Consider the following 22,918-nt stretch of genomic DNA (forward strand, 5'->3'; position numbering starts at 1 on the left):
ATGATATTGAATACTACGCTAAGATAGATTAATCAGATCTTAATCAGATTATCTTTCTTTATGATTAGGCAGCATTATTAAGTGCTTCTTTGACTTGTTGTTCAATTGCTACTTTTAAATCATCAGCAATATTGAGTTGTTTGGCAAGCTCATCTAAATAAGCTTTTTCCATAAAGTTTTGATCATTACAAATGGATAAACTCATGGCATAAATCTGTGCAGCTAATTCTGGTTTTTGGTTGGCAAAGCTAGCCACATAAGCTGGATCAACAGGGCGAGCAACTTCAGCTTGGAACCATACTTTATCTTGAGGAGATTGTATTTGTGATAACTGTTGATCTAATTGTGCTTTTTCTTCTTCTTGGATATGACCATCTGCTTTAGCCGCATTAATCATAGCGACAAGTAATGCTTTACTGGTTTGTTCAAGTTCACTAGGTGTATAGCTAAGAGCAGGAGGTTCTGATGCAGTAGGGGCTACAGTACCATTTTGTTGTGCTTGCCAACGTTGATAAGCCTGATAAGCAATTGTACCTAAACCAGCTAAACCACCTAATTTAATTAAGCTACTATCCGCTTTAGAACCTAATAATACGGCTAATGCACTTAAAGCAAGCCCTTTTTTATCACCACTACCAAGTACGGATTTTTCACCCATTGTGGCTTCTTTAATCTGATTAAAAATATCTAAACCCTTTGTTTGTAGTTGATTGATAGAGTTAGTTTGCGTAGCATTTTTAGCTTGTTGTGAGAAATCCCCCACAATACTACCTAGATTTTTACCTAATAATTGTTCCAATATATTAAATGCACTCATTGTTTTTCCTTTGTTGGATAGATAATGCGTTAAAAAATAATTTCTCAATAGGGTAGATTATCAATATAACAGATTAGGGAATACCTACTGAAAATGGTATAGGTATTTTAAAAGAGAATTTTAAAAAATCAATGTTTTTGCATAAAAAAGTATAAGAGAGAAATAGATTGTAATGAGCATAGGGTTTAAAAGCACTGTCATAGACTATAACCCTCCTTAAAGGGGTGTTAGTGTTTTTCGATAAGATAGTAGATTAAATAAAACACGCTTACTTGGGCTATATATCTCTATATTGTAGTAAAAGGGGTTGAGCATGATAGAGGATAAAGTAAATTTTTGACTAGAGTAGTAGCCTATGGGTTTAAAAGCTTTTTATCAATAATATTAATGATGCTATTTAATTTTTACCATTAGCATAAAACATTAATAACGATTACAATAAGGCAATTCAATTATAGGGTATTTATAATGTTATTTCTTTTGTCTCCTGCTAAAAAATTAGACTATGATAAGCCTCTTCAGGTGGAAAAATATACACAACCTTTATTTGTTGATCAAGCTCAACAACTCATCACTATTCTAAAAACAAAATCTGTTCAAGATATTGAAGACTTAATGCGTTTAAGTCCATCACTTGCTGAATTAAATGTAATGCGTTATGCGGAGTGGGTACCTCATTTTAGTTTAGATAATGCCCGTCAAGCGTTGTTAGCATTTAATGGTGATGTATATGATAAGCTAGATGCACATAGTTTAAATACAAAACAATTAGATTGGGCGCAAGAGCATATCGTTATTTTAAGTGGATTATATGGTGCTTTACGTCCGCTAGATTTAATGCAAGCATATCGTTTAGAAATGGGGACAAAATTAGAAAATCCACAAGGTAAAAACCTATATGATTTTTGGGGAACAACTATTGCCAATTATTTGAATGGGCGTTTAGAGAAGGATAAGCAAGCAATAATTATTAATCTTGCTTCGGAAGAATATTTTAAATCAGTGGATTTAAATGCCTTAAAAGCAAGTGTGGTGCAATGTGTTTTTCAAGATTATAAAAATGGTACTTATAAAATTATTAGTTTTAATGCGAAAAGGGCACGAGGTATGATGGCACGTTTTGCCATTGAACATCAGGCGAAAACTCCAGAAGATTTACTAGCCTTTAATGTCGAGGGGTATGCTTATGATGCTGCTGTCTCTACTGAAAATAAGTTTGTCTTTAGGCGTAAATTAGATGATTGATATAAAGGAATGGGGTAATGTCATATATACAGCGAGCAAATAATACTGATAAATACTCACGAATGGGTAAACCTCCCACGATACCCCTTTCATTTGAACAGACAAAAATAATTCTTTTAAATAAACCTTTTAATGTTTTAACACAATTTAGTGATGAAATAGGAAGATTAACATTAAAGGATTTTGTTCCTATCCCTCATGTTTATCCAGTGGGGCGATTAGATAGAGATAGTGAGGGTTTGGTTTTACTAACAAATAATGGCATTATTCAGCACCGTTTAGCTGAACCTAAATATAAAACACCGAAAACATATTGGGTACAAGTGGAGGGAAGTCCTAAAGAAGAAGATCTTATGCCGTTAAGAGAAGGGGTTAATCTTAAAGATGGTTTAACCCTGCCTGCAAAAGTAGCTTGTATAGACGAACCACCATCGCTATGGAAACGAGAACCACCTATTAGAGAGCGTAAAAATATTCCTACTACTTGGCTTGAAATACGTATAACAGAGGGTAAAAATCGTCAGGTTCGCCGAATGACAGCACATATTGGTTTTCCAACACTACGTTTAATTCGTTGCCAATTGTCTCTTTTTACGCTTGCAACATTACCAGTGGGACATTATAGAGAGGTAAGTGATAGAGAGAAAGTTCAACTCTATCAGCAATTGGGAATGAGCTTACGCTAATCCCATTTGATAGGCTTCTTGTCGAATAGTTTGTGCGGCCTTTTGCATCTGCTTAACAGGTAACATAAAGGGTTGATTTTCAGGAGTATTTTCAAGATAGTCTGGTGTGGCAATATCAATAGCATATGGAGCGCTTAATAAGGTCTCAATATAGATAAATTGTTGTTGTAGGGGAGGATTATTTTTATCTAAAGCGAGTAAGAGAGGGCCAAGAGAGTTAATCTGACTTGACATGGTATTAAGAGACATAATGAGATTATTCAAGCTAGCAATATTGATATGATGTGATTTAGGCTCATTGAGCATTCGGGCATAGCTGTCGGCAAATTCAGCATAAGTATTATGAATATCCTGACGAGCGATTTGTAATTCTATATAAAGGGGATGATGAGCGAAGTTACTGGCTTCAAATTGTTCTCCCCCTAAACCTTCATTAACAACGGCAGTCGTAAAAGATAATTCTTTACGTAGATAATTTCTACTGGATTCAATGGTGCGGAGAGCCAGTCGTTTGATTTGATTTTCTTCCCACCACGGAAAAGCAAAACTGCACGCATAAGAAATAAAGCATGCAATAATCGTATCTAAGGCGCGCTCACCAATAACGGTAGAGATATTGGGACTAAGAAAATAAAAACCTGTGAGTACATAGAGGGTAATAAACATAGACCCCATACGGAAATGATTAACAACTAAGGCTTGCCCCAAAATCATAAAGAGGATAATACTAGGAATAAGTACATAGGGGGAGGTTGTCATACTAAGCAGTAGTAATGTTAATAAACAACCAATAACAGTACCTTGTAAGCGCATCACCATGCGTTGTCGAGTAAGTGCAAAACCCGGACGCATAATCAGTAAGATGGTGATAGTAATCCAATAGCTATGCTCACTCAGTTGTTCAATGTGTGCATTATCATGATAGAAAAATATAATAATAGCGGTGATTACCTGTACAATCAGAATGGCTAAGGTTACACGTAAGGCATATCGAAAGATAGCGGATCCCATATGCATATTATCTAAAATGGGTTGTAACCGTAGATATTGGTGCGTTCTAAATTGGAGTAAGGATTGATCTCGGCGCATGGTATCAATCGGTTTAATATCGCCACCACGAAGTGTATCTGCAATAATATCAACATAGCGAGTAGCGTTCCGTAAACGGCGTAAGATTTGAATTAATAAGGCGTAGATTTCAGGCTCTTCTTTTGCCATACCTGCCATTTTATAACGCTCTATTTCATACTCAATTGCTCGTAATTCTGCTTTTACACTATTACGATATTGCATATCTGTATTACTTGCCATTTTAATGGCACAGCGTTGTAAGGTACGGCTTAGTTTCAGTAGCGTATCTCGCATAAATAACATAATATCGTCATTTTTAAAACGTTGCCGTAAGAGTTCATAGTCTGTTTGTGTCGCAACCATCGTATCCAAAAGGGCAGTCATTTCAACAAACACATTCCATAAGAGAATACGCTGCTGCTGATTTTTTTTCTTGTCATCAGGAAGATTTCGTAGGACATTATCTCGTGCTGCTTGATGACTATCGGTCATCGCAATCATTTGAGGGAGCAGTTGGCGAAAGCAAGTATCTAAATCATTGCTGACTTCATAGAAATTGGCACGAGCTTTCATATAATCAGCCGTGGCATATACGGCACTGGCTAAGGTAAGACGCTCTTCATATAGTCTGAAAAGATGGCTAATGCTGATACTATAGAGGAAATAATAGATGCTACCTGATAAGGTAATAAGGCTATAGTAAAAAATCTCATGTGTTTCCACCTTGAGATTGAGAGAGAGTAGCATCATTAAAAGGCAGCAAAAACCAACCAATCCCCCTCGTTTACCAAAAACAGCTAGCATTGAAAACATAAAGACTTGGCAAGAGATGACTATCCAAAGTAATAAAGGGTAGTGATTTGCCCAAGCCGTCAGAAAAGCGCAGAGATTGCCAGCAATTAAGCCAAAGAGTAATTCTTTAATACGGGTACGTTTAGTACCGCCCGGCTGGTCTATGAGGGCTAAAGAAAGTGCCCCTGCACTAAAAGCAAAACCAAAACGATAAAGATCAAATAAAGCGATCAAGATAATAATTGGTAGGATAACCCCTAAACCCTGACGGATAGCAAAGAATAAATGAGGGCCAGAAATAAGGCGGATAAAATGTTCTGAAGGATTATGCATATCAATAAAAAGAATGCTTATGTGATGATCAATAGGAAAATAATGAATAAAAAGAAATTATATTCATATAACAATAAGTTATTAAATAAACTAAATAACCCCGTAAAATGGTGATTTTAACATGCTAATTAGTTAATTGTATGACGAGACTTGTCGCTTTTTTCCTAAAAAATGAAAATCTTATTTGCAATTATTTTAGGTATGAGGTAAAGTAAATTTCTGCTTCTTTTTATCCTAAAGAAGCTTTGGTATGCATAAGAGCTAGCTACCCGCTAGTAATTAATTGCGCCCCGTATTAGAAAATAGTTGTTGTATTGACCACAAGTTGATAGAGCAACCTCCGTTTCTAACTTTTAATGCGTTACGACGCTTTTTGTGCTGACTGGTTGATTCCTTCAGACACTAATTAACTGGGGTTTTCAGGTGGGTTGTCTTTGTGAGGCACGAGACGCTGAGAGTTTCAGTAGTTAGGCTTAGGTATATATCAAATTCAACCAAATCAGGCTAGTTATGAAAGGACATAAAAATGGAACTTATAGGCGCTGATATTATCGTGCGTTGCCTTGCTGAACAAGGTGTTAAACATGTATTTGGATACCCCGGTGGTGCGGTATTAAATATTTACGATGCTATCTACAAACAAAAAGATTTTGAGCATATTTTAGTGCGTCATGAGCAGGCAGCTGTTCATGCGGCGGATGCTTATTCTCGTTCATCTAATGAAGTCGGTGTATGTATTGTTACAAGTGGCCCAGGTTTGACGAATGCGGTTACGGGTATTGCAACGGCTTATATGGATTCTATTCCCTTAGTGGTAATTAGTGGTCAAGTAGGATCAAAAGCGATTGGTGAAGATGCTTTCCAAGAATGTGATGCAGTAGGTATTACACGTCCCTGTGTGAAGCATAATTTTTTAGTGAAAGATGTTAAAGATCTTGCGGATATTATACGGAAGGCATTTTATATTGCTAAAACAGGTCGCCCAGGGCCAGTGCTGATAGATATTCCTAAGGATATTTCAGTAATGCCTTGCAAATATGCTCCTCCCAAAGAGGAAGTAAAAATGCGTTCTTATGCACCGACAACAAAAGGGCATAGCGGACAAATTAAGAAAGCTGTCCAATTATTGTCAACAGCTCAACGCCCTATGATTTATATTGGTGGTGGTGCAATATTAGCAAATGCTTCTGAAGAATTAAAAGAATTTGTACATTTAACAGGCGCACCTTGTGTTACTACTCTAATGGCATTGGGTGCTATTGATGCCAATGATCCTCATTGTCTTGGTATGCCAGGTATGCATGGTACTTATGAAGCTAATATGGCATTGCATTATAGTGATGTATTAGTGGCAGTTGGTACAAGGATAGATGATCGGGTAGTCGGTAATCCTAAAAACTTTATGTCTCAACCACGTAAAGTGATTCATATTGATATTGACCCATCTTCTATTTCTAAGCGTATTCGAGCAGATATTCCTATTGTGGGCAGTGTAAAAGATGTACTTGAAGAGCTTAATGGGTTTATCCGTGAATTAGGTAGTCCTAAAGAAAAACAAGCTGATGCTCTTAAAGCATGGTGGGATCAAATTAAGCAGTGGCAGGCTCGTGATTGCTTGGATTATGATAAAAATGCTGATGTCATTAAACCCCAATATGTTGTTCAAAAACTTTGTGAGGTAACAAATGGTGAAGCATTTGTTGCATCTGATGTTGGACAACACCAAATGTGGGCGGCACAGTATTATCGATTCAAAAAACCTCGACGTTGGCTAAATTCAGGCGGTTTAGGTACGATGGGCGTAGGTTTACCGTTTGCGATGGGTATTCAAAAAGCTAACCCTGATCCTGATACACAGATAGCAGTAATCACAGGCGATGGTTCTATTCAAATGAATATTCAAGAGTTAGCAACATGTAAGCAATATGGTTTTACTCCTAAGATTATTTGTTTAAACAATAGTTTCTTAGGAATGGTTCGTCAATGGCAAGAGCTAGATTATGACAAACGCTATTCACAATCTTATATGGAGTCTATGCCAGACTTTGTGAAGTTAGTTGAAAGTTATGGACATATTGGTATCCAAGTAGAGAAAAAAGAAGATGTTGAACCAGCACTTCGAGAAGCTTTTGGTCGATATAAAGATCGCTTAGTTTTTTTAAACTTTATTACAAGTCCAGAAGAGAATGTATTCCCCATGGTTAAGGCAGGTAAAGGTCTTACCGAAATGCTTTTAAGCCCAAATGATAAATAGGAGTATAAAGGTATGCGACATATATTATCTGTTTTATTAGAAAATGCTCCTGGTGCTTTATCACGAGTAGTGGGGTTATTTTCTGCGCGTGGTTACAATATTGAAACGCTAACCGTTGCCCCTACAGAAGATCAAACCTTATCACGTATCACCATCATGACAGATGGATCAGATGATAGGATTGAACAAGTCACTAAGCATCTTAATCGTTTGGTGGATGTCGTTAAGGTTGTTAATCTGACCGAGGCAGACTATGTTGAACGTGAATTAATGTTAATCAAAGTGCGTGCGGTAGGTAAAGAGCGTGAAGAAGTGATGCGCCTTACAGATATTTTCCGTGGTCATATCGTTGATGTAACCGATAAAATCTATACGATTGAACTCACGGGTAATCAAAGTAAGATTCAAGCATTTATTAATGCTTTAGACCGTAGTGCTATTTTGGAAACCGTACGTACAGGGGTTTCTGGTATTGGTCGTGCAGATCGTATTTTAAAGGTTTAATTATTAATAATTTTATATAGAGGTTTTTATGAAAGTTTTTTATGATAAAGATAGTGATTTAAATTTAATCAAAAATAAACACGTAGCTATTATTGGTTATGGTTCTCAAGGTCATGCACATGCCTTAAATTTGCATGATTCAGGCGTTAAAGTGACTGTTGGTTTGCGTAAAGATGGTGCTTCTTGGAATAAAGCGGTTAATGCAGGCCTCCAAGTGGCTGAGGTTGTTGATGCAGTAAAAGTAGCTGATGTGGTAATGATTCTTTTACCAGATGAACATATTGCTGAAGTGTATAAAACACAAATTGCACCTAATCTCAAATCAGGTGCAGCATTGGCTTTTGCGCATGGATTTAATGTTCACTATGGACAAGTTACCCCTCGTGCTGATGTAGATGTTATTATGATTGCTCCAAAAGCACCGGGTCATACGGTTCGTGGTACTTATGCTCAAGGTGGTGGTGTGCCTGCATTAATCGCTGTTTATCAAGATAAATCAGGTACGGCACGTGATATTGCTTTATCATACGCAAGTGCTATTGGTAGTGGCAAAGCAGGTATTATTGAAACAAGTTTCCGTGAAGAAACAGAAACAGACTTATTTGGTGAACAAGCTGTACTTTGTGGTGGTGCGGTTGAACTAATTAAATGTGGTTTTGAGACTTTAGTCGAAGCAGGCTATGCACCAGAAATGGCATATTTTGAATGTTTACATGAGTTAAAACTTATTGTTGATCTCATCTATGAAGGTGGTATTGCCAATATGAACTACTCTATTTCAAATAATGCGGAATATGGAGAGTATGTAACAGGCCCCCGTGTAGTAACAGAGGATACTAAAAATGCGATGCGTCAATGCTTGAAAGATATTCAAACGGGTGAATATGCGAAGAGCTTTATTCTTGAAAATGCAGCAGGTGCGCCAACCCTTATTTCTCGTCGCCGCTTAAATGCTGAACATCAAATTGAACAAGTTGGTGCTCAATTACGTGCGATGATGCCTTGGATTGCTAAAAATAAATTAGTTGATCAAAGTAAAAATTAATATCTTTTACCTTATAGACTAAAAGTAGTATCTGGTATATTATTTTTATAGAATAGGTATCAGCATAGAAGTATTAGCGAGTATCTATTTAAAACAGGTGCAAAATAAGCACCTGTTTTTTTATGTTTTGTTGCGGTAAAGATGATTAAATATGCTACTTGAGTATTAAATGAATTTAGAAGGATTTTTGTATTTATCCGCTGATAGTGGGGGAAATGTAATATAATCTTTCCAATCATGGAATATTTTAGATTTCATACATCAATTTTTGGTAATTTCTTTATGTGAGGAATATAAAAATGCTAAAAAAATTATGTTTAACGCTTATGCTAGGAGCTGGTCTCAGTATGGGGGGTACAGTAGCCGCAGAAGGTGTATTAAAAATTGGTGTAGAGGCAATGTATCCGCCGTTTGAAAGTAAAGATGCAAACGGTAAACTCGTTGGTTTTGATATTGAGTTAGCTGACGCGGTGTGTGCAAAATTAGACGTTAAATGTGAATGGGTAGAAAGTACATTTGATGGTCTTATCCCTTCATTAAATACACGTAAGTTTGATTTTGTTAATTCTAATATGACGATTACAGAGGCTCGTAAAAAAGTAGTGAATTTTACAGTACCTATTTATGATGTTCCTTCTCAATTGATTGTCAAAAAAGATGTTGATGTTACCTTAGATCCAGAAAGTCTTAAAGCAAAAAATATTACTGTAGCGGTGTTACAGGGTTCTGCTCAAGAAACTTTTGCGAAAAAGCATTGGCAATCTAAAGGGGTTAAAGTTGTCTCTTATGCTAACCAAGATCAAGTCTTTATTGATTTAGCGAATGGTCGTGTACAAGGTGCATTACAAAACACACCTGTAGGAAGAGATGCGTTTTTATCACAGCCAGAAGGTAAAGATTTTAAAGAAATAGAAGAAGTGGCGAATGATCCAGAAGTTCTTACCACAGCGATTGGTTTTGCTGTTCGTAAAAATGATCATGCACTTAAAGATCAATTAGATCAAGCGATTAATTCGTTAAAAGAAGAAGGGGTTGTTGCCGAATTATCAAAAAAATATTTTGGTAGTGATTGGACAGCAAGAAACGAATAATTTTCGCAGAAAGTTATATGAAATAATAAGACAAAGGTATGTTTTAGCTTAAAAGGTGCAGATAGATATTTGCACCTTTTGCACAAGCATTTTTGGTGATAGAAAAATATAGAGTTATGTAGATAAGGCATAGATTACATACTTTCCTATTATTTCATTGCGTAAGGTTTTTGATTCTTCGATTAAAGATAGAAACTAGTCTTTAAAGAAGATGGTATTTTTAAAAAGGAAATTAAAATGACGACAAGAAAAGAAGTCGATTTACTAGGTGAACGTGAAGTTCCTGCAGAAGCATATTGGGGGATTCATACACTAAGAGCAGTAGAGAATTTTAAAATCTCTAACACCACTATTTCAGATGTACCTGAATTTGTTCGTGGTATGGTGATGGTTAAAAAAGCGACAGCTTTGGCGAATGGTCAATTAGGTGCTATTCCACAAGAGATTGCTCAAGCGATTGTAAAAGCTTGCGATACGATCTTAACAGAAGGAAAATGTATGGATCAATTTCCTTCAGATGTCTATCAAGGTGGAGCAGGGACATCTGTTAATATGAATACCAATGAAGTGGTGGCAAACCTTGCTTTAGAAATTCTTGGGCATCAAAAAGGGGAGTATCAATACCTAGATCCAATGGATCATGTGAATGCTAGCCAATCAACGAATGATGCCTACCCTACAGGTTTCCGTATTGCTGTTTATAATAGTGTCATTAAGTTAATTGAAAAAGTTCGCTATTTACAAGAGGGTTTTGAACATAAAGCAAAAGCGTTTGATCATGTTCTAAAAATGGGACGTACTCAATTGCAAGATGCTGTTCCTATGACAGTAGGACAAGAGTTTAGAGCATTTGCCGCTTTATTAGAAGAGGAAGTCCGTTATTTAAAACATACAGCAGCCCTTTTATTAGAAGTAAATTTGGGGGCAACAGCTATTGGTACGGGTTTAAATACGCCAGAAGGGTATGCACCTTTGGTGGTAAAACATTTAGCTGAGGTATCAGGTTTACCTTGTGTATTAGCCCCTAATTTAATTGAAGCAACATCTGATTGTGGTGATTATATATCGGTACATGGTGCTTTAAAACGTACAGCCGTCAAGCTATCAAAAATATGCAATGATTTACGTTTACTTTCTTCTGGCCCTCGAGCTGGTTTAAAAGAAATTAATCTTCCTGAGCTACAAGCAGGCTCTTCAATTATGCCTGCTAAAGTAAATCCTGTGCTACCCGAGGTGGTTAATCAAGTATGCTTTAAAGTAATTGGTAATGATACTGCACTTACCTTTGCAGCTGAAGCAGGGCAATTACAATTAAATGTTATGGAACCAGTAATTGGACAAGTAATGTTTGAAAGTATCAGTATCTTATCAAATGCTTGCCAAAGTTTACGTGATAAGTGTGTAGATGGAATTACAGTGAATGAAGACATTTGCAAAAACTATGTTTTCAACTCTATTGGTATTGTTACTTATCTAAATCCGTTTATTGGTCATCATAATGGTGATATTGTTGGTAAGATTGCAGCACAAACAGGACGTGGTGTGCGAGATATTGTGCTTGAGAAAGGATTACTGACATCAGAGCAATTAGATGATATTCTTTCGGTAGAAAATCTCATGAATCCTACTTACAAGGCGAAATTAAATAAATAATTTACTCGCTAGTAGGCTATTCTATTAAAGGGAATAGTGGGTAAGTAGCCATAAGGACTGTTATTCAGTAATGAATAACAGTCTTTTTAGTTTTTAAATATAGTCTGATAGTTGTTAGAAAATAATTTAAGGGACTGTCGTAGATTAGCAGTTATAGTAGTAGCCTATAAAAATGAAGGGGCTGTATTTATTTCTTGCGAGGGGGTTTATTAGGGGGAATAGGTGTAGAGGGGGTTGTTGCATTGGCGATATATCGCTGTGCTTGCTGTTGAAGTTGTTTGGAGAGCGTTCCACTGGGTTGATATGTATCGGTACTGCTTTCAGCGAGGGCAGCGATTGATGAGGTACTAGCATCATAAAACGGATGCCATATGGTATGGTCTGGTGTTTCTTTATTTGTGTGATACAAAAGATGATGTATTTTTTCAACAAAAAGTCTTTCTTTGGCGGGGCTAGGAGGCGTGCGTAGGAGATGCTTAATAAATATGGATAGGGCTAATGTGCTATGAAGATTTAGTTTTTTCAAGATATGCTTTCGGTGGTATTCAACCGTTCGAGAAGAGCATTCTAATATTAGGGCAATATTGCGTGTGGGAACACCTAGCACGATTAACCACATGACTTGTTTTTCTTTTATAGTGAGTTGATGGCATAACTCAAATTGATCCCATATCTCGTCTTGCATAATCTCTCCTGTTCGCTATTGTTGCCTGAATTTATTAAAGGGGTAATCTGTTGTTTTATCGGTTATAGCAGACTGTTTGGGCTCAAACCAATCTGTGGAAAAAGGGGGATTTTGTCGCGATTTTACGAAAGCGATTTTCCACACAAAAATGATAAAAAGTAATCCTATTTTTTGCTATAAAGATAAAAACACGCTATTAACAGCCCCTAATCTAACACAAAGAAAAGGCTTTCTCTATAGGCTCTTTGAGAAGTAGGCTAATAATATCCTAGTGGAGAGAGGTGGAAAAGAGGTTTGCGCCGTAGATTGTTATGGACAAAAAAGGGAATGGGTAAGTCGATGAAAGTGGTTAATATAGGATATTGTGATATCGATTTAGACCAGTAGTGGTTTTTAGGTATAGAGGATTATAAGAATAAAATAAATAGTTACAAATAGCGTGTAATCAATCACTTATTGCTTGCATCAGACAAAAACAAATGGGAGGATGGAATAAGGGGTTGGCGCATTAAGGGTAATCTGATGACATAAAAATAATCAGATTGTTTATAAAAAGAATATCCCTAAAGAAGTGTTTAAATGGGGGAGAGAGGTAGGCGAGATGGGGTATAAAATAATAGGGACTATATTGTTGTATAAAAGCTACTTTATGAGTGAAATAATGAATAGATGATAAGTGAGTGGGAGCGATTGGTTAATAAAGGTACTTTTAATCAGGATAATAAACTTTTATTAGGGAATCATTTATTAGGGAATCATTTATTAGGGTAATCGTTATCTTATTATCTTATGCTGTGATATTAACTAAGAGGGGCGTATTACTACCATTGAGATGCTTGTTGTTGAAGTACATCTATTTAGATATGGGGTAGTATTATTTATTCGTTTGATAGAGAGATGGGGGCTTTTCTATTTTTTATAGTTGAGATAAAACGAATTATATAACAGAGAAAATGAGCCTATTGCTATCCCTATATCAGAGAAAAGGAGTTTATCACAGTCTCTATATACTAGATACAATAGGCTACTTCTTTATTAAGATTTTCTTTCATTAAGAAAAAGGGTATATGTATCTCTATATACCCTGATACCCATAAGATAGCGTGATGCCTAAACAATATATGATCGCTATTTCTCACCGAGTATATTATGTATATATTTATGGGGGGATCTATAACGTTAATAAAAAGCAAACCATTAAAAATAAAAAACAACCTATAAAAAATAAAAAACAACCTATTAAAAATAAAGCGTGTCTAAAAACAACAGATCGTTAAAAAAGCGACTATTGCTAAAAAGCAACAGCTTAAAAGAAAGTGTGTGTCTTTTTAACGACATTTTATGGAATACTAAAAAGAGATGATAAATCAAGGTATTACAGCATTACTTTGAGGTGTTAAACGGAAGGAAAATCTACCTGATAGCAAGGTTTTCGATCGAAACCACTTGCTAAAGCGGGTAGAAGTTGGCATAATTACATTTCTTCGCTGCACAACAGTGTTTGTGCCAAGCGGTCAAGTGAAAAAAGAATCGTCGTAATGTGTTGTTTCTTTTTTCGTTTTTTAAAAAAGATTTTAAATTTTTTAAAAAAACACTTGACAGAATGTAGTCAGTTAGTTCATAATTACATTCTTTCGTTGCTCAACGCAACGTCGCCTCAAAGCGAATCTGTTCTTTAACAACTAACAGCCGATAAGTGTGGGTGCTTGGAATGCAAAGCTCATTACCCTATCACGGGGTAAGCTTACAAGTTATTTTAAGTGCTTACACTACATATATGAAGAAGTAAGGTTTTATACATAAAACGTTATTTCTTTTGAGTGAAGCAGCGATGATAGATTTTTCTATCACAAGAAAACAGGAATTGAACTGAAGAGTTTGATCCTGGCTCAGATTGAACGCTAGCGGGATGCCTTACACATGCAAGTCGAACGGTAACAGAAGAGAGCTTGCTCTCTTGCTGACGAGTGGCGAACGGGTGAGTAATGTATCGGAACGTACCCAGTAGCGGGGGATAACTACGCGAAAGCGTAGCTAATACCGCATACGCCCTACGGGGGAAAGAGGGGGATCGCAAGACCTCTTACTATTGGAGCGGCCGATATCGGATTAGCTAGTTGGTGGGGTAACGGCCTACCAAGGCAACGATCCGTAGCTGGTTTGAGAGGACGACCAGCCACACTGGGACTGAGACACGGCCCAGACTCCTACGGGAGGCAGCAGTGGGGAATTTTGGACAATGGGGGCAACCCTGATCCAGCCATCCCGCGTGTGCGATGAAGGCCTTCGGGTTGTAAAGCACTTTTGTCAGGGAAGAAAAGCTTTTTGCTAATACCAAGAAGTCATGACGGTACCTGAAGAATAAGCACCGGCTAACTACGTGCCAGCAGCCGCGGTAATACGTAGGGTGCAAGCGTTAATCGGAATTACTGGGCGTAAAGCGTGCGCAGGCGGTTCGGAAAGAAAGATGTGAAATCCCAGGGCTCAACCTTGGAATGGCATTTTTAACTCCCGGACTAGAGTATGTCAGAGGGGGGTAGAATTCCACGTGTAGCAGTGAAATGCGTAGAGATGTGGAGGAATACCGATGGCGAAGGCAGCCCCCTGGGATAATACTGACGCTCATGCACGAAAGCGTGGGGAGCAAACAGGATTAGATACCCTGGTAGTCCACGCCCTAAACGATGTCAACTAGCTGTTGGGTCCTACGGGACTTAGTAGCGCAGCTAACGCGTGAAGTTGACCGCCTGGGGAGTACGGTCGCAAGATTAAAACTCAAAGGAATTGACGGGGACCCGCACAAGCGGTGGATGATGTGGATTAATTCGATGCAACGCGAAAAACCTTACCTACCCTTGACATGTTCGGAATGCTAAAGAGATTTGGCAGTGCTCGCAAGAGAACCGAAACACAGGTGCTGCATGGCTGTCGTCAGCTCGTGTCGTGAGATGTTGGGTTAAGTCCCGCAACGAGCGCAACCCTTGTCATTAGTTGCTACGCAAGAGCACTCTAATGAGACTGCCGGTGATAAACCGGAGGAAGGCGGGGATGACGTCAAGTCCTCATGGCCCTTATGGGTAGGGCTTCACACGTCATACAATGGTCAGGACAGAGGGTTGCCAAACCGCGAGGTGGAGCTAATCTCATAAACCTGATCGTAGTCCGGATTGCAGGCTGCAACTCGCCTGCATGAAGTCGGAATCGCTAGTAATCGCGGATCAGCATGTCGCGGTGAATACGTTCCCGGGTCTTGTACACACCGCCCGTCACACCATGGGAGTGGGTTTTACCAGAAGTGGCTAGTCTAACCGCAAGGAGGACGGTCACCACGGTAGGATTCATGACTGGGGTGAAGTCGTAACAAGGTAGCCGTATCGGAAGGTGCGGCTGGATCACCTCCTTTAAGAGCAAGAGCTTTAAAGCCAAAGCATCCACATTTATCGGTTGTTCATGAAAAACGTAGCTAGAATTTGGGTCAGTAGCTCAGTCGGTTAGAGCACCGTCTTGATAAGGCGGGGGTCGCTGGTTCGATTCCAGCTTGACCCACCAATCACGGGGGATTAGCTTAGTTGGTAGAGCGCCTGCTTTGCAAGCAGGAGGTCATCGGTTCGATCCCGTTATCCTCCACCACTCTATTCGGTGACTAGGTAGCGTTTTTTAAAAAACAACGAACAAGTTTTTATTGTCTATTGCAGCAGGATATGCTACAATAGTCGGCTGTTCTTTAACAATTTGGAAGAAGCACAACAAGTAAATAAAGTGAACTTAAATTTCACCAGGAATTTAAGCCAACTTATTGATGGGTTGTGATTGCATTATTATTTTTGAAGTTCTCAACGCATATAGGATAACCCCTATATGAATAAACATTGATGAACGGCATAAACACGCAAACTCAAGCAAATGGGTGTTAACGGGTACGAACCAGTACCAAAAAGGCGTTAATATCCAAGGTAAATGGAAAGATGAGTGTATTTTACTTAATTTTTATTTATCTAAAACCGTAAAGTTAACTTATGCTATAGCAAAGTAGGCATTAAGCCGATAAAGTTATAGGATCAAGTGACTAAGTGCACATGGTGGATGCCTTGGCGATCACAGGCGATGAAGGACGTTATAGCTTGCGATAAGCTGCGGGGAGCTAGCAAATAAGCTTTGATCCGCAGATTTCCGAATGGGGAAACCCACTGCTTTTGCAGTATCATTATCTGAATACATAGGGTAATGAAGCGAACCGAGTGAACTGAAACATCTAAGTAACTCGAGGAAAAGAAATCAACCGAGATTCCGACAGTAGCGGCGAGCGAAATCGGAAGAGCCTAGACGAGATAGCGTAAAAAGCAGTCGAAGGTGTTGGAAACCACCGCCGTAGCAGGTGATAGCCCTGTAGACGAAACTTTTTACGTGGTACTAAGCGTCAGACAAGTAGAGCGGGACACGTGTAATCCTGTTTGAAGATGGGGGGACCATCCTCCAAGGCTAAATACTCGTGATCGACCGATAGTGAACCAGTACCGTGAGGGAAAGGCGAAAAGAACCCCGGGAGGGGAGTGAAATAGAACCTGAAACCGTGTGCATACAAACAGTCGGAGCTCCAGATTAAAGCACCTTGGGTCTTTAGGAAAAATGGACGAAGGCCATTTTTTCAAAAGATATAAAAGGAGTGAATAGCTTCTTAATCCTTTAGGAAAAATGGACGAAGGTCATTTTTTTAAAAGAGATAAAGGGAGTGACAATTGGCATTCAAGTCAGGATGCTTTAATCTGGAGTGACGGCGTACCTTTTGTATAATGGGTCAGCGACTTACATTCAGTGGCAAGCTTAACCGAATAGGGAAGGCGTAGCGAAAGCGAGTCCGAATAGGGCGATTTTAGTCGCTGGGTGTAGACCCGAAACCAGATGATCTATCCATGGTCAGGTTGAAGGTATCGTAACAGATACTGGAGGACCGAACCCACTAATGTTGAAAAATTAGGGGATGAACTGTGGATAGGGGTGAAAGGCTAAACAAATCTGGAAATAGCTGGTTCTCTCCGAAAACTATTTAGGTAGTGCCTCATATATTACTGTCGGGGGTAGAGCACTGTTATGGCTAGGGGGTCATGGCGACTTACCAAACCATGGCAAACTCCGAATACCGACAAGTACAGTATGGGAGACAGAGCACTGGGTGCTAACGTCCAGACTCAAGAGGGAAACAACCCAGACCGCCAGCTAAGGTCCCTAAAATTGGCTAAGTGGGAAACGAAGTGGGAAGGCATAGACAGTCAGGAGGTTGGCTTAGAAGCAGCCACCCTTTAAAGAAAGCGTAATAGCTCACTGATCGAGTCGTCCTGCGCGGAAGATGTAACGGGGCTAAGCCAGTTACCGAAGCTGCGGGTGCATAGGCAACTATGCGCGGTAGGAGAGCGTTCTGTAAGCCTGAGAAGGTGGCTTGAAAAGGCTGCTGGAGGTATCAGAAGTGCGAATGCTGACATGAGTAGCGATAAAGGGAGTGAAAAGCTCCCTCGCCGTAAGTCCAAGGTTTCCTGCGCAACGTTCATCGGCGCAGGGTGAGTCGGCCCCTAAGGTGAGGCAGAGATGCGTAGCTGATGGGAAGCTGGTTAATATTCCAGCACCGACATTAAATGCGATGGGGGGACGGATTGCGAAATGTTATCGAGTGATTGGTAGTACTCGTTGTTGATTTTAAGGTGGCTGTTAGGCAAATCCGGCAGCGAAATCCAAGAGATTGACCCGAAGGGGATTTATTCCCCGAAGTAACAGGCAGTGGTCCCAGGAAAAGCCTCTAAGCTCTAGTTTAATGTTGACCGTACCGCAAACCGACACAGGTGGACGGGATGAATATTCCAAGGCGCTTGAGAGAACTCAGGAGAAGGAACTCGGCAAATTGATACCGTAACTTCGGGAGAAGGTATGCCTTTGTAGCGTGTAAAAGCGCCAAGAGGCCGCAGAGAATCGGTGGCTGCGACTGTTTATTAAAAACACAGCACTCTGCAAACACGAAAGTGGACGTATAGGGTGTGACGCCTGCCCGGTGCTGGAAGGTTAAGTGATGGGGTGCAAGCTCTTGATCGAAGCCCCAGTAAACGGCGGCCGTAACTATAACGGTCCTAAGGTAGCGAAATTCCTTGTCGGGTAAGTTCCGACCTGCACGAATGGCGTAACGATGGCCACACTGTCTCCTCCTGAGACTCAGCGAAGTTGAAGTGTTTGTGATGATGCAATCTCCCCGCGGCTAGACGGAAAGACCCCATGAACCTTTACTGTAGCTTTACATTGGATTGTGAACCGGCCTGTGTAGGATAGGTGGGAGGCGCAGAAGACAGAACGCTAGTTTTGTTGGAGCCGTCCTTGAAATACCACCCTGGTTTGTTTGCGGTTCTAACCTAGGCCCGTGATCCGGGTTGGGGACAGTGTATGGTGGGCAGTTTGACTGGGGCGGTCTCCTCCCAAAGTGTAACGGAGGAGTTCGAAGGTACGCTAGGTACGGTCGGAAATCGTGCTGATAGTGCATTGGCATAAGCGTGCTTGACTGTGAGACTGACAAGTCGAACAGGTGCGAAAGCAGGACAAAGTGATCCGGTGGTTCTGAATGGAAGGGCCATCGCTCAACGGATAAAAGGTACTCTGGGGATAACAGGCTGATACCGCCCAAGAGTTCATATCGACGGCGGTGTTTGGCACCTCGATGTCGGCTCATCTCATCCTGGGGCTGTAGCCGGTCCCAAGGGTATGGCTGTTCGCCATTTAAAGAGGTACGTGAGCTGGGTTTAAAACGTCGTGAGACAGTTTGGTCCCTATCTGCCGTGGGCGTTGGATACTTGACGGAGGCTGCTCCTAGTACGAGAGGACCGGAGTGGACGTACCGCTGGTGTATCGGTTGTCATGCCAATGGCATTGCCGAGTAGCTAAGTACGGAAGAGATAACCGCTGAAGGCATCTAAGCGGGAAACTCGTCTGAAGATAAGGTATCCCGGGAACTAGATTCCCCTAAAGGGTCGTTCGAGACCAGGACGTTGATAGGCTGGGTGTGTAAGTGCAGTAATGTATGCAGCTAACCAGTACTAATTGCCCGTGAGGCTTGATCCTATAACTTTATCGGTTAACGAGAAAAGTGTGGGTATGCCCCATTAACAGAAAACTTCAAAATAACCATAACCCTCAATTCCTACCAGCTGTGCTTCTTCCAAAGGGCTAAAGCAACAAGCCTAATCCGTTTACGCTTGACGACCATAGCAAGGTGGACCCACTCCTTCCCATCCCGAACAGGACAGTGAAACGCCTTTGCGCCGATGATAGTGGGTGGACACCTGTGAAAGTAGGTCATCGTCAGGCTCTTATTCCCTAAACCTCTCAATCCTTGACCGATTGAGAGGTTTTTTATTGCCCGTCTGATTTCCTCCCTGCCCCTTATCGTATCGCCACGTTATATCTATCTCGTTAATGGGTGAATCGTAACACTACCTCCATCGATAAATCGATATACTTTGCGTTATCCGCTGAATGACGCTGACTACATTATGCTGGCTTAACGCATTAAACTCGCAATTTTTTCCCCTTTTTGGATTCAACACTGAAGACTAACATCGACAAAGTTAGATTTTACATCGTATCGCCATAAGCTCTACTAGTTAGGATTAGCACCGTATAAGCACCCCTTTATTTTCTATTTAATTTTTAATCAATCTAAAATCTTTAACCTCTCTTCCCTTTTTATTTATAAATCTAGTTTTCTAAATAATATAATTATTATGCTCTTTATACTTATTGATAAGTATGAGAAAGTTCTTTTAATAGAGGAGTTAACCGAGATGCTGCATGTTTAAAAGGGATGTAGTATTTAATTGAATCATTCGTCCTCTAGTGTATTTGTAATACCAAGTTATTCCAATATAAATCCTCATTACTAAAGCTATTGATAAACTGAATAATACTATTTTTATTCTTTTCTAAATGATTAAGTAAAATTTTATAATGAGTAATATTTTGGTAGTCTTAATAAAAATTTTGTGCTAATTTTCCCAGTTTATTCCATTTAAAAGCTATTTTAGAAAAATAATTTCTTGTGCATATACCAAGATAAGACTAATTCTCCCCAGCCTCTTAAATAAGACACTAATTATACTTCCTTTGATATGACCTTGTATTAATGGAGTAAATGCCTTTTATTCAGGAATAGCAACTAATTTTTTTTACTAGGGAAATATAATTTTTTGATTATATCAATAAGTTCATTTTTAGATGTAGGTATTGTTATTGTGATCTTTGTATAAAAAGTAAATTAATGATATAAAAGATGATGTTACACTTTGATTATCAATACCTATAGATCAAAATATTATGAAATACTATGTATATTTTATATAGGAATAAATACAAAGTATTATTTTTGATAATGGAAAGGAGTTTACTTTATATAAATAAATTTGAATTTATCATGGTTAATTTAATGTAGTTTCATTTGTCAAATTAAGTTAGACATTTTTAGACATTACTTTTTTAAGAGCCTCTTTTAAATAGATCAGAAAAACATGGTAAGGGGTTTTATAACCGAGAGATTTTCTAGGTATCATGTTTATTTTATGAGCAATACTGGACAAATATGATTGAGTCATTCCTATAAAATCAGTCTGTTTCGGTAGTCCATGTCGGCGTAATAATCCATTAGAATGTTCATTAAGTCCTCTCTGACTTGGACAGCCTGGATCGGCAAAGAAAATATCAATATCATGTGCATTGGCAATCGTTTTCCAGTCAGAGAACTCTTTGCCTCTATCAAAGGTGATGGATTTAAATAAATGAGGTAGAGTTGAAAAAGAAGACATCCAGCGACTGATTGCCTTTTGTATATCCTGTGCTTTTCGTCCATCTGTTTGTAAGGTAATAATAGCTTTAGACTTTCTCTCAACCAGTGTTATCACCGCACTTTGATGATTTTTCCCTACGATAGTATCGCCTTCTAAATGTCCAAATTCTTCCTTAAACGCTGGATAATATTTGGCTCGTTCATGAATATCCCTTACAAAAGCTTGTTTACCCCGTGTTTCTTTTCGTCCATTAGCTCTACGCTTACCTTTCCAAGGTAAATCCTCTTTCTTAAAAACACCTCGTTCCACTAAGCGATACAGTGTTCTCATTGAGCAAGAAATCTTCTTGCGATAGACCCCTTTAATCACATCAAAGTTCCACCCCTTATTCAAATGGGCTTGTATCAACGCTCTCTCTTTCTTGGATAATTGGGTTTTACCTCGCCCACAATAGCGCTTATTCTTTTTATACTGCTCATAATACTCATAGGCAGAGCAACCCTTTTTTAACATCGCTATTACCCTATAGATCGTTTGCCTTGACCGATTCAGTGCCTTAGCTATATCTATTACTTTTTTACCAATTTGGTAATATGCCTCTATTATGACCAATTCATTTATGCTAAGATGTCTATAAGTCATTTATGTTAGTTCCTTTTCAGTAAATGTGGTGTTTATCTGAATCTAATGTAAATGGCTTTTTTTGTCTAGTCTTTTGTCTAACTTAATTTTACAAATTGGGTAGTAAAAAAATTTTGCTTCTTCTTCATTTTAATTGCTAATTCTATAATCAATATGTAGTATAAGAATATTTTATTATTATTGCTATTTTTCATTTATCATAGTAAGTTATTTAACTATATTCTGATTTTAATATAAAAATTGTTGTTACTATAAATAACTAGAGAGGTAATTTATTATGATTAACCTCATTCTCATCATAAAACGCCCCTAATCAATATCTACCTTGCTTAAACGGTGTAAAATAACTCCATTTCTTATTCATTTAAATGTGTTTTTATGAATGATTTTGCCCTTCCTTTTGACCAGTGGTTAGCACAAGCGGTTGCTTCTGTTGAATCAACGTTAGATGTCTATCTACCTACTGAAGATGAAGAACCTGCTCTTTTGCATGAGGCGATGCGGTATGCTGTCTTAGGACCAGGGAAACGTGTACGAGCAGCCCTAGTCTATGCTTCAGGTCTAGCTTGTCAGTCCTCTTTGGATACTGAGCATTTTAAGGCATTATCATTAGCCACTTCTGCAGTTGAATTAATCCATGCTTATTCGCTTGTACATGATGATTTGCCTTGTATGGATAATGATGAATTACGCCGAGGTCGTCCTACTTGTCATATTAAGTATGGAGAGGCGATGGCACTTTTAGCCGCTGATGCTTTACAGCCCTTAGCTTTTAAACAGTTATCGCAAATGCCTATTGCACCTGCACTGGTTATTCAAGCCATTGATATTTTGAGCAGTGCTGCAGGTAGCCATGGTATGGTAGGGGGGCAAGTTATTGATGTATGTCATGTAGGGCAACAGCTTAGTCTTACACAACTTCAACAAATGCACCGTATGAAAACAGGGGCAATGATTGAGGGAAGTGTTTTGTTAGGGGCTATTAGTTCTGGCGCTAATTCAGAAGTTCGTCAGGCGTTAGAAGATTATGCCGCCGCAATAGGACTTGCTTTTCAGGTAGTTGATGATATTTTAGATGTTACGGTAGATAGCCAGTCTTTAGGTAAAACAGCAGGTAAAGATGAGCAATCACATAAACCTACCTATGTATCTTTAATGGGATTGGAGAACTCTAAAACCTTTGTTAATCAATTGTACCAAACAGCGTTAGCTGCTTTACTTCCTCTGGGGCCACAAGCACAACGATTGCGAGAGTTGGCTGATTTTATTATACGCCGTCATTATTAGTTT

The 22,918-nt window shown here is 39.0% G+C and carries 12 protein-coding genes, 2 tRNA genes and 3 rRNA genes; 13 read left to right on the top strand and 4 right to left on the bottom strand.

Going from position 1 to position 22,918, the window contains the following annotated elements; translation table 11 throughout:
• Positions 1–64: 64 nt before the first annotated feature.
• Positions 65–817: a tellurite resistance TerB family protein gene (locus F9B76_RS00685; RefSeq protein WP_243140652.1), complete on the bottom strand. Its 753-nt coding sequence runs from the start codon at positions 815–817 to the stop codon at positions 65–67.
• Between the two features lie 468 nt (positions 818–1,285).
• Between F9B76_RS00685 and yaaA the strand changes: the two genes are divergently transcribed.
• The gene (yaaA, locus tag F9B76_RS00690; protein WP_159990355.1) at positions 1,286–2,062 is read left to right on the top strand and encodes a peroxide stress protein YaaA; all 777 of its coding nucleotides are present in this window, start codon (positions 1,286–1,288) and stop codon (positions 2,060–2,062) included.
• A gap of 17 nt (positions 2,063–2,079) precedes the next feature.
• Positions 2,080–2,748 (top strand): pseudouridine synthase, encoded by a 669-nt coding sequence (locus F9B76_RS00695; RefSeq protein WP_159990356.1) that lies wholly within the window; start codon positions 2,080–2,082, stop codon positions 2,746–2,748.
• On the opposite strand, the gene F9B76_RS00700 is transcribed toward F9B76_RS00695, so the two are convergent.
• Positions 2,740–4,944: an FUSC family protein gene (locus F9B76_RS00700; protein ID WP_159990357.1), complete on the bottom strand. Its 2,205-nt coding sequence runs from the start codon at positions 4,942–4,944 to the stop codon at positions 2,740–2,742. The two genes, F9B76_RS00695 and F9B76_RS00700, sit on opposite strands and share 9 nt — an antisense overlap.
• Before the next feature lie 526 nt (positions 4,945–5,470).
• Between F9B76_RS00700 and ilvB the strand changes: the two genes are divergently transcribed.
• The 5 genes from ilvB to aspA all read left to right on the top strand — a co-directional run bounded on the left by ilvB (position 5,471) and on the right by aspA (position 11,491).
• The gene (gene ilvB, locus F9B76_RS00705; RefSeq protein WP_159990358.1) at positions 5,471–7,198 is read left to right on the top strand and encodes a biosynthetic-type acetolactate synthase large subunit; all 1,728 of its coding nucleotides are present in this window, start codon (positions 5,471–5,473) and stop codon (positions 7,196–7,198) included.
• Positions 7,199–7,210: 12 nt separating this feature from the next.
• On the top strand, positions 7,211–7,702 hold the full coding sequence (gene ilvN, locus F9B76_RS00710; RefSeq protein WP_159990359.1) for an acetolactate synthase small subunit: 492 nt from the start codon (positions 7,211–7,213) through the stop codon (positions 7,700–7,702).
• 28 nt (positions 7,703–7,730) lie between these two features.
• On the top strand, positions 7,731–8,747 hold the full coding sequence (gene ilvC / locus F9B76_RS00715; RefSeq protein ID WP_159990360.1) for a ketol-acid reductoisomerase: 1,017 nt from the start codon (positions 7,731–7,733) through the stop codon (positions 8,745–8,747).
• A gap of 299 nt (positions 8,748–9,046) precedes the next feature.
• Positions 9,047–9,838 (top strand): transporter substrate-binding domain-containing protein, encoded by a 792-nt coding sequence (locus tag F9B76_RS00720; RefSeq protein ID WP_159990361.1) that lies wholly within the window; start codon positions 9,047–9,049, stop codon positions 9,836–9,838.
• Between the two features lie 237 nt (positions 9,839–10,075).
• Positions 10,076–11,491: an aspartate ammonia-lyase gene (gene aspA / locus F9B76_RS00725; RefSeq protein WP_159990362.1), complete on the top strand. Its 1,416-nt coding sequence runs from the start codon at positions 10,076–10,078 to the stop codon at positions 11,489–11,491.
• Between the two features lie 187 nt (positions 11,492–11,678).
• Here aspA and F9B76_RS00730 read toward each other — a convergent pair whose 3' ends face one another.
• Positions 11,679–12,176: a LuxR C-terminal-related transcriptional regulator gene (locus F9B76_RS00730; protein ID WP_159990363.1), complete on the bottom strand. Its 498-nt coding sequence runs from the start codon at positions 12,174–12,176 to the stop codon at positions 11,679–11,681.
• Between the two features lie 1,866 nt (positions 12,177–14,042).
• On the opposite strand from F9B76_RS00730, the gene F9B76_RS00735 reads away from it, so the two are divergent.
• From F9B76_RS00735 to rrf, 5 genes are all read left to right on the top strand, one after another.
• Positions 14,043–15,579 (top strand): 16S ribosomal RNA (locus F9B76_RS00735).
• Between the two features lie 69 nt (positions 15,580–15,648).
• Positions 15,649–15,725: transfer RNA gene (locus F9B76_RS00740), tRNA-Ile, on the top strand.
• A gap of 5 nt (positions 15,726–15,730) precedes the next feature.
• Positions 15,731–15,806: transfer RNA gene (locus tag F9B76_RS00745), tRNA-Ala, on the top strand.
• A 426-nt stretch (positions 15,807–16,232) separates the two neighbouring features.
• Positions 16,233–19,268, top strand: a 23S ribosomal RNA gene (locus F9B76_RS00750).
• A gap of 133 nt (positions 19,269–19,401) precedes the next feature.
• Positions 19,402–19,514: ribosomal RNA gene (gene rrf / locus F9B76_RS00755) — 5S ribosomal RNA — on the top strand.
• Together the 16S, 23S and 5S rRNA genes with 2 tRNA genes alongside form the textbook arrangement of a ribosomal RNA operon.
• 1,139 nt (positions 19,515–20,653) lie before the next feature.
• Here rrf and F9B76_RS00760 read toward each other — a convergent pair.
• On the bottom strand, positions 20,654–21,628 hold the full coding sequence (locus tag F9B76_RS00760) for an IS30 family transposase (RefSeq protein ID WP_159990364.1): 975 nt from the start codon (positions 21,626–21,628) through the stop codon (positions 20,654–20,656).
• A 378-nt stretch (positions 21,629–22,006) separates the two neighbouring features.
• Between F9B76_RS00760 and F9B76_RS00765 the strand changes: the two genes are divergently transcribed.
• Positions 22,007–22,915 (top strand): polyprenyl synthetase family protein, encoded by a 909-nt coding sequence (locus F9B76_RS00765; protein WP_159990365.1) that lies wholly within the window; start codon positions 22,007–22,009, stop codon positions 22,913–22,915.
• Positions 22,916–22,918: the final 3 nt, after the last annotated feature.

This window comes from Pelistega ratti (assembly GCF_009833965.1).
Lineage (GTDB): Bacteria > Pseudomonadota > Gammaproteobacteria > Burkholderiales > Burkholderiaceae_B > Taylorella > Taylorella ratti.

Coding starts and splice junctions, on each gene's coding strand:
- ilvN (WP_159990359.1), top strand. CDS start 7,211: ATGCGACATATATTATCTGTTTTATTAGAAAATGCTCCTGGTGCTTTA.
- F9B76_RS00765 (WP_159990365.1), top strand. CDS start 22,007: ATGAATGATTTTGCCCTTCCTTTTGACCAGTGGTTAGCACAAGCGGTT.
- F9B76_RS00700 (WP_159990357.1), bottom strand. CDS start 4,944: ATGCATAATCCTTCAGAACATTTTATCCGCCTTATTTCTGGCCCTCAT.
- F9B76_RS00730 (WP_159990363.1), bottom strand. CDS start 12,176: ATGCAAGACGAGATATGGGATCAATTTGAGTTATGCCATCAACTCACT.
- yaaA (WP_159990355.1), top strand. CDS start 1,286: ATGTTATTTCTTTTGTCTCCTGCTAAAAAATTAGACTATGATAAGCCT.
- F9B76_RS00685 (WP_243140652.1), bottom strand. CDS start 817: ATGAGTGCATTTAATATATTGGAACAATTATTAGGTAAAAATCTAGGT.
- aspA (WP_159990362.1), top strand. CDS start 10,076: ATGACGACAAGAAAAGAAGTCGATTTACTAGGTGAACGTGAAGTTCCT.
- ilvC (WP_159990360.1), top strand. CDS start 7,731: ATGAAAGTTTTTTATGATAAAGATAGTGATTTAAATTTAATCAAAAAT.
- ilvB (WP_159990358.1), top strand. CDS start 5,471: ATGGAACTTATAGGCGCTGATATTATCGTGCGTTGCCTTGCTGAACAA.
- F9B76_RS00695 (WP_159990356.1), top strand. CDS start 2,080: ATGTCATATATACAGCGAGCAAATAATACTGATAAATACTCACGAATG.
- F9B76_RS00720 (WP_159990361.1), top strand. CDS start 9,047: ATGCTAAAAAAATTATGTTTAACGCTTATGCTAGGAGCTGGTCTCAGT.
- F9B76_RS00760 (WP_159990364.1), bottom strand. CDS start 21,628: ATGACTTATAGACATCTTAGCATAAATGAATTGGTCATAATAGAGGCA.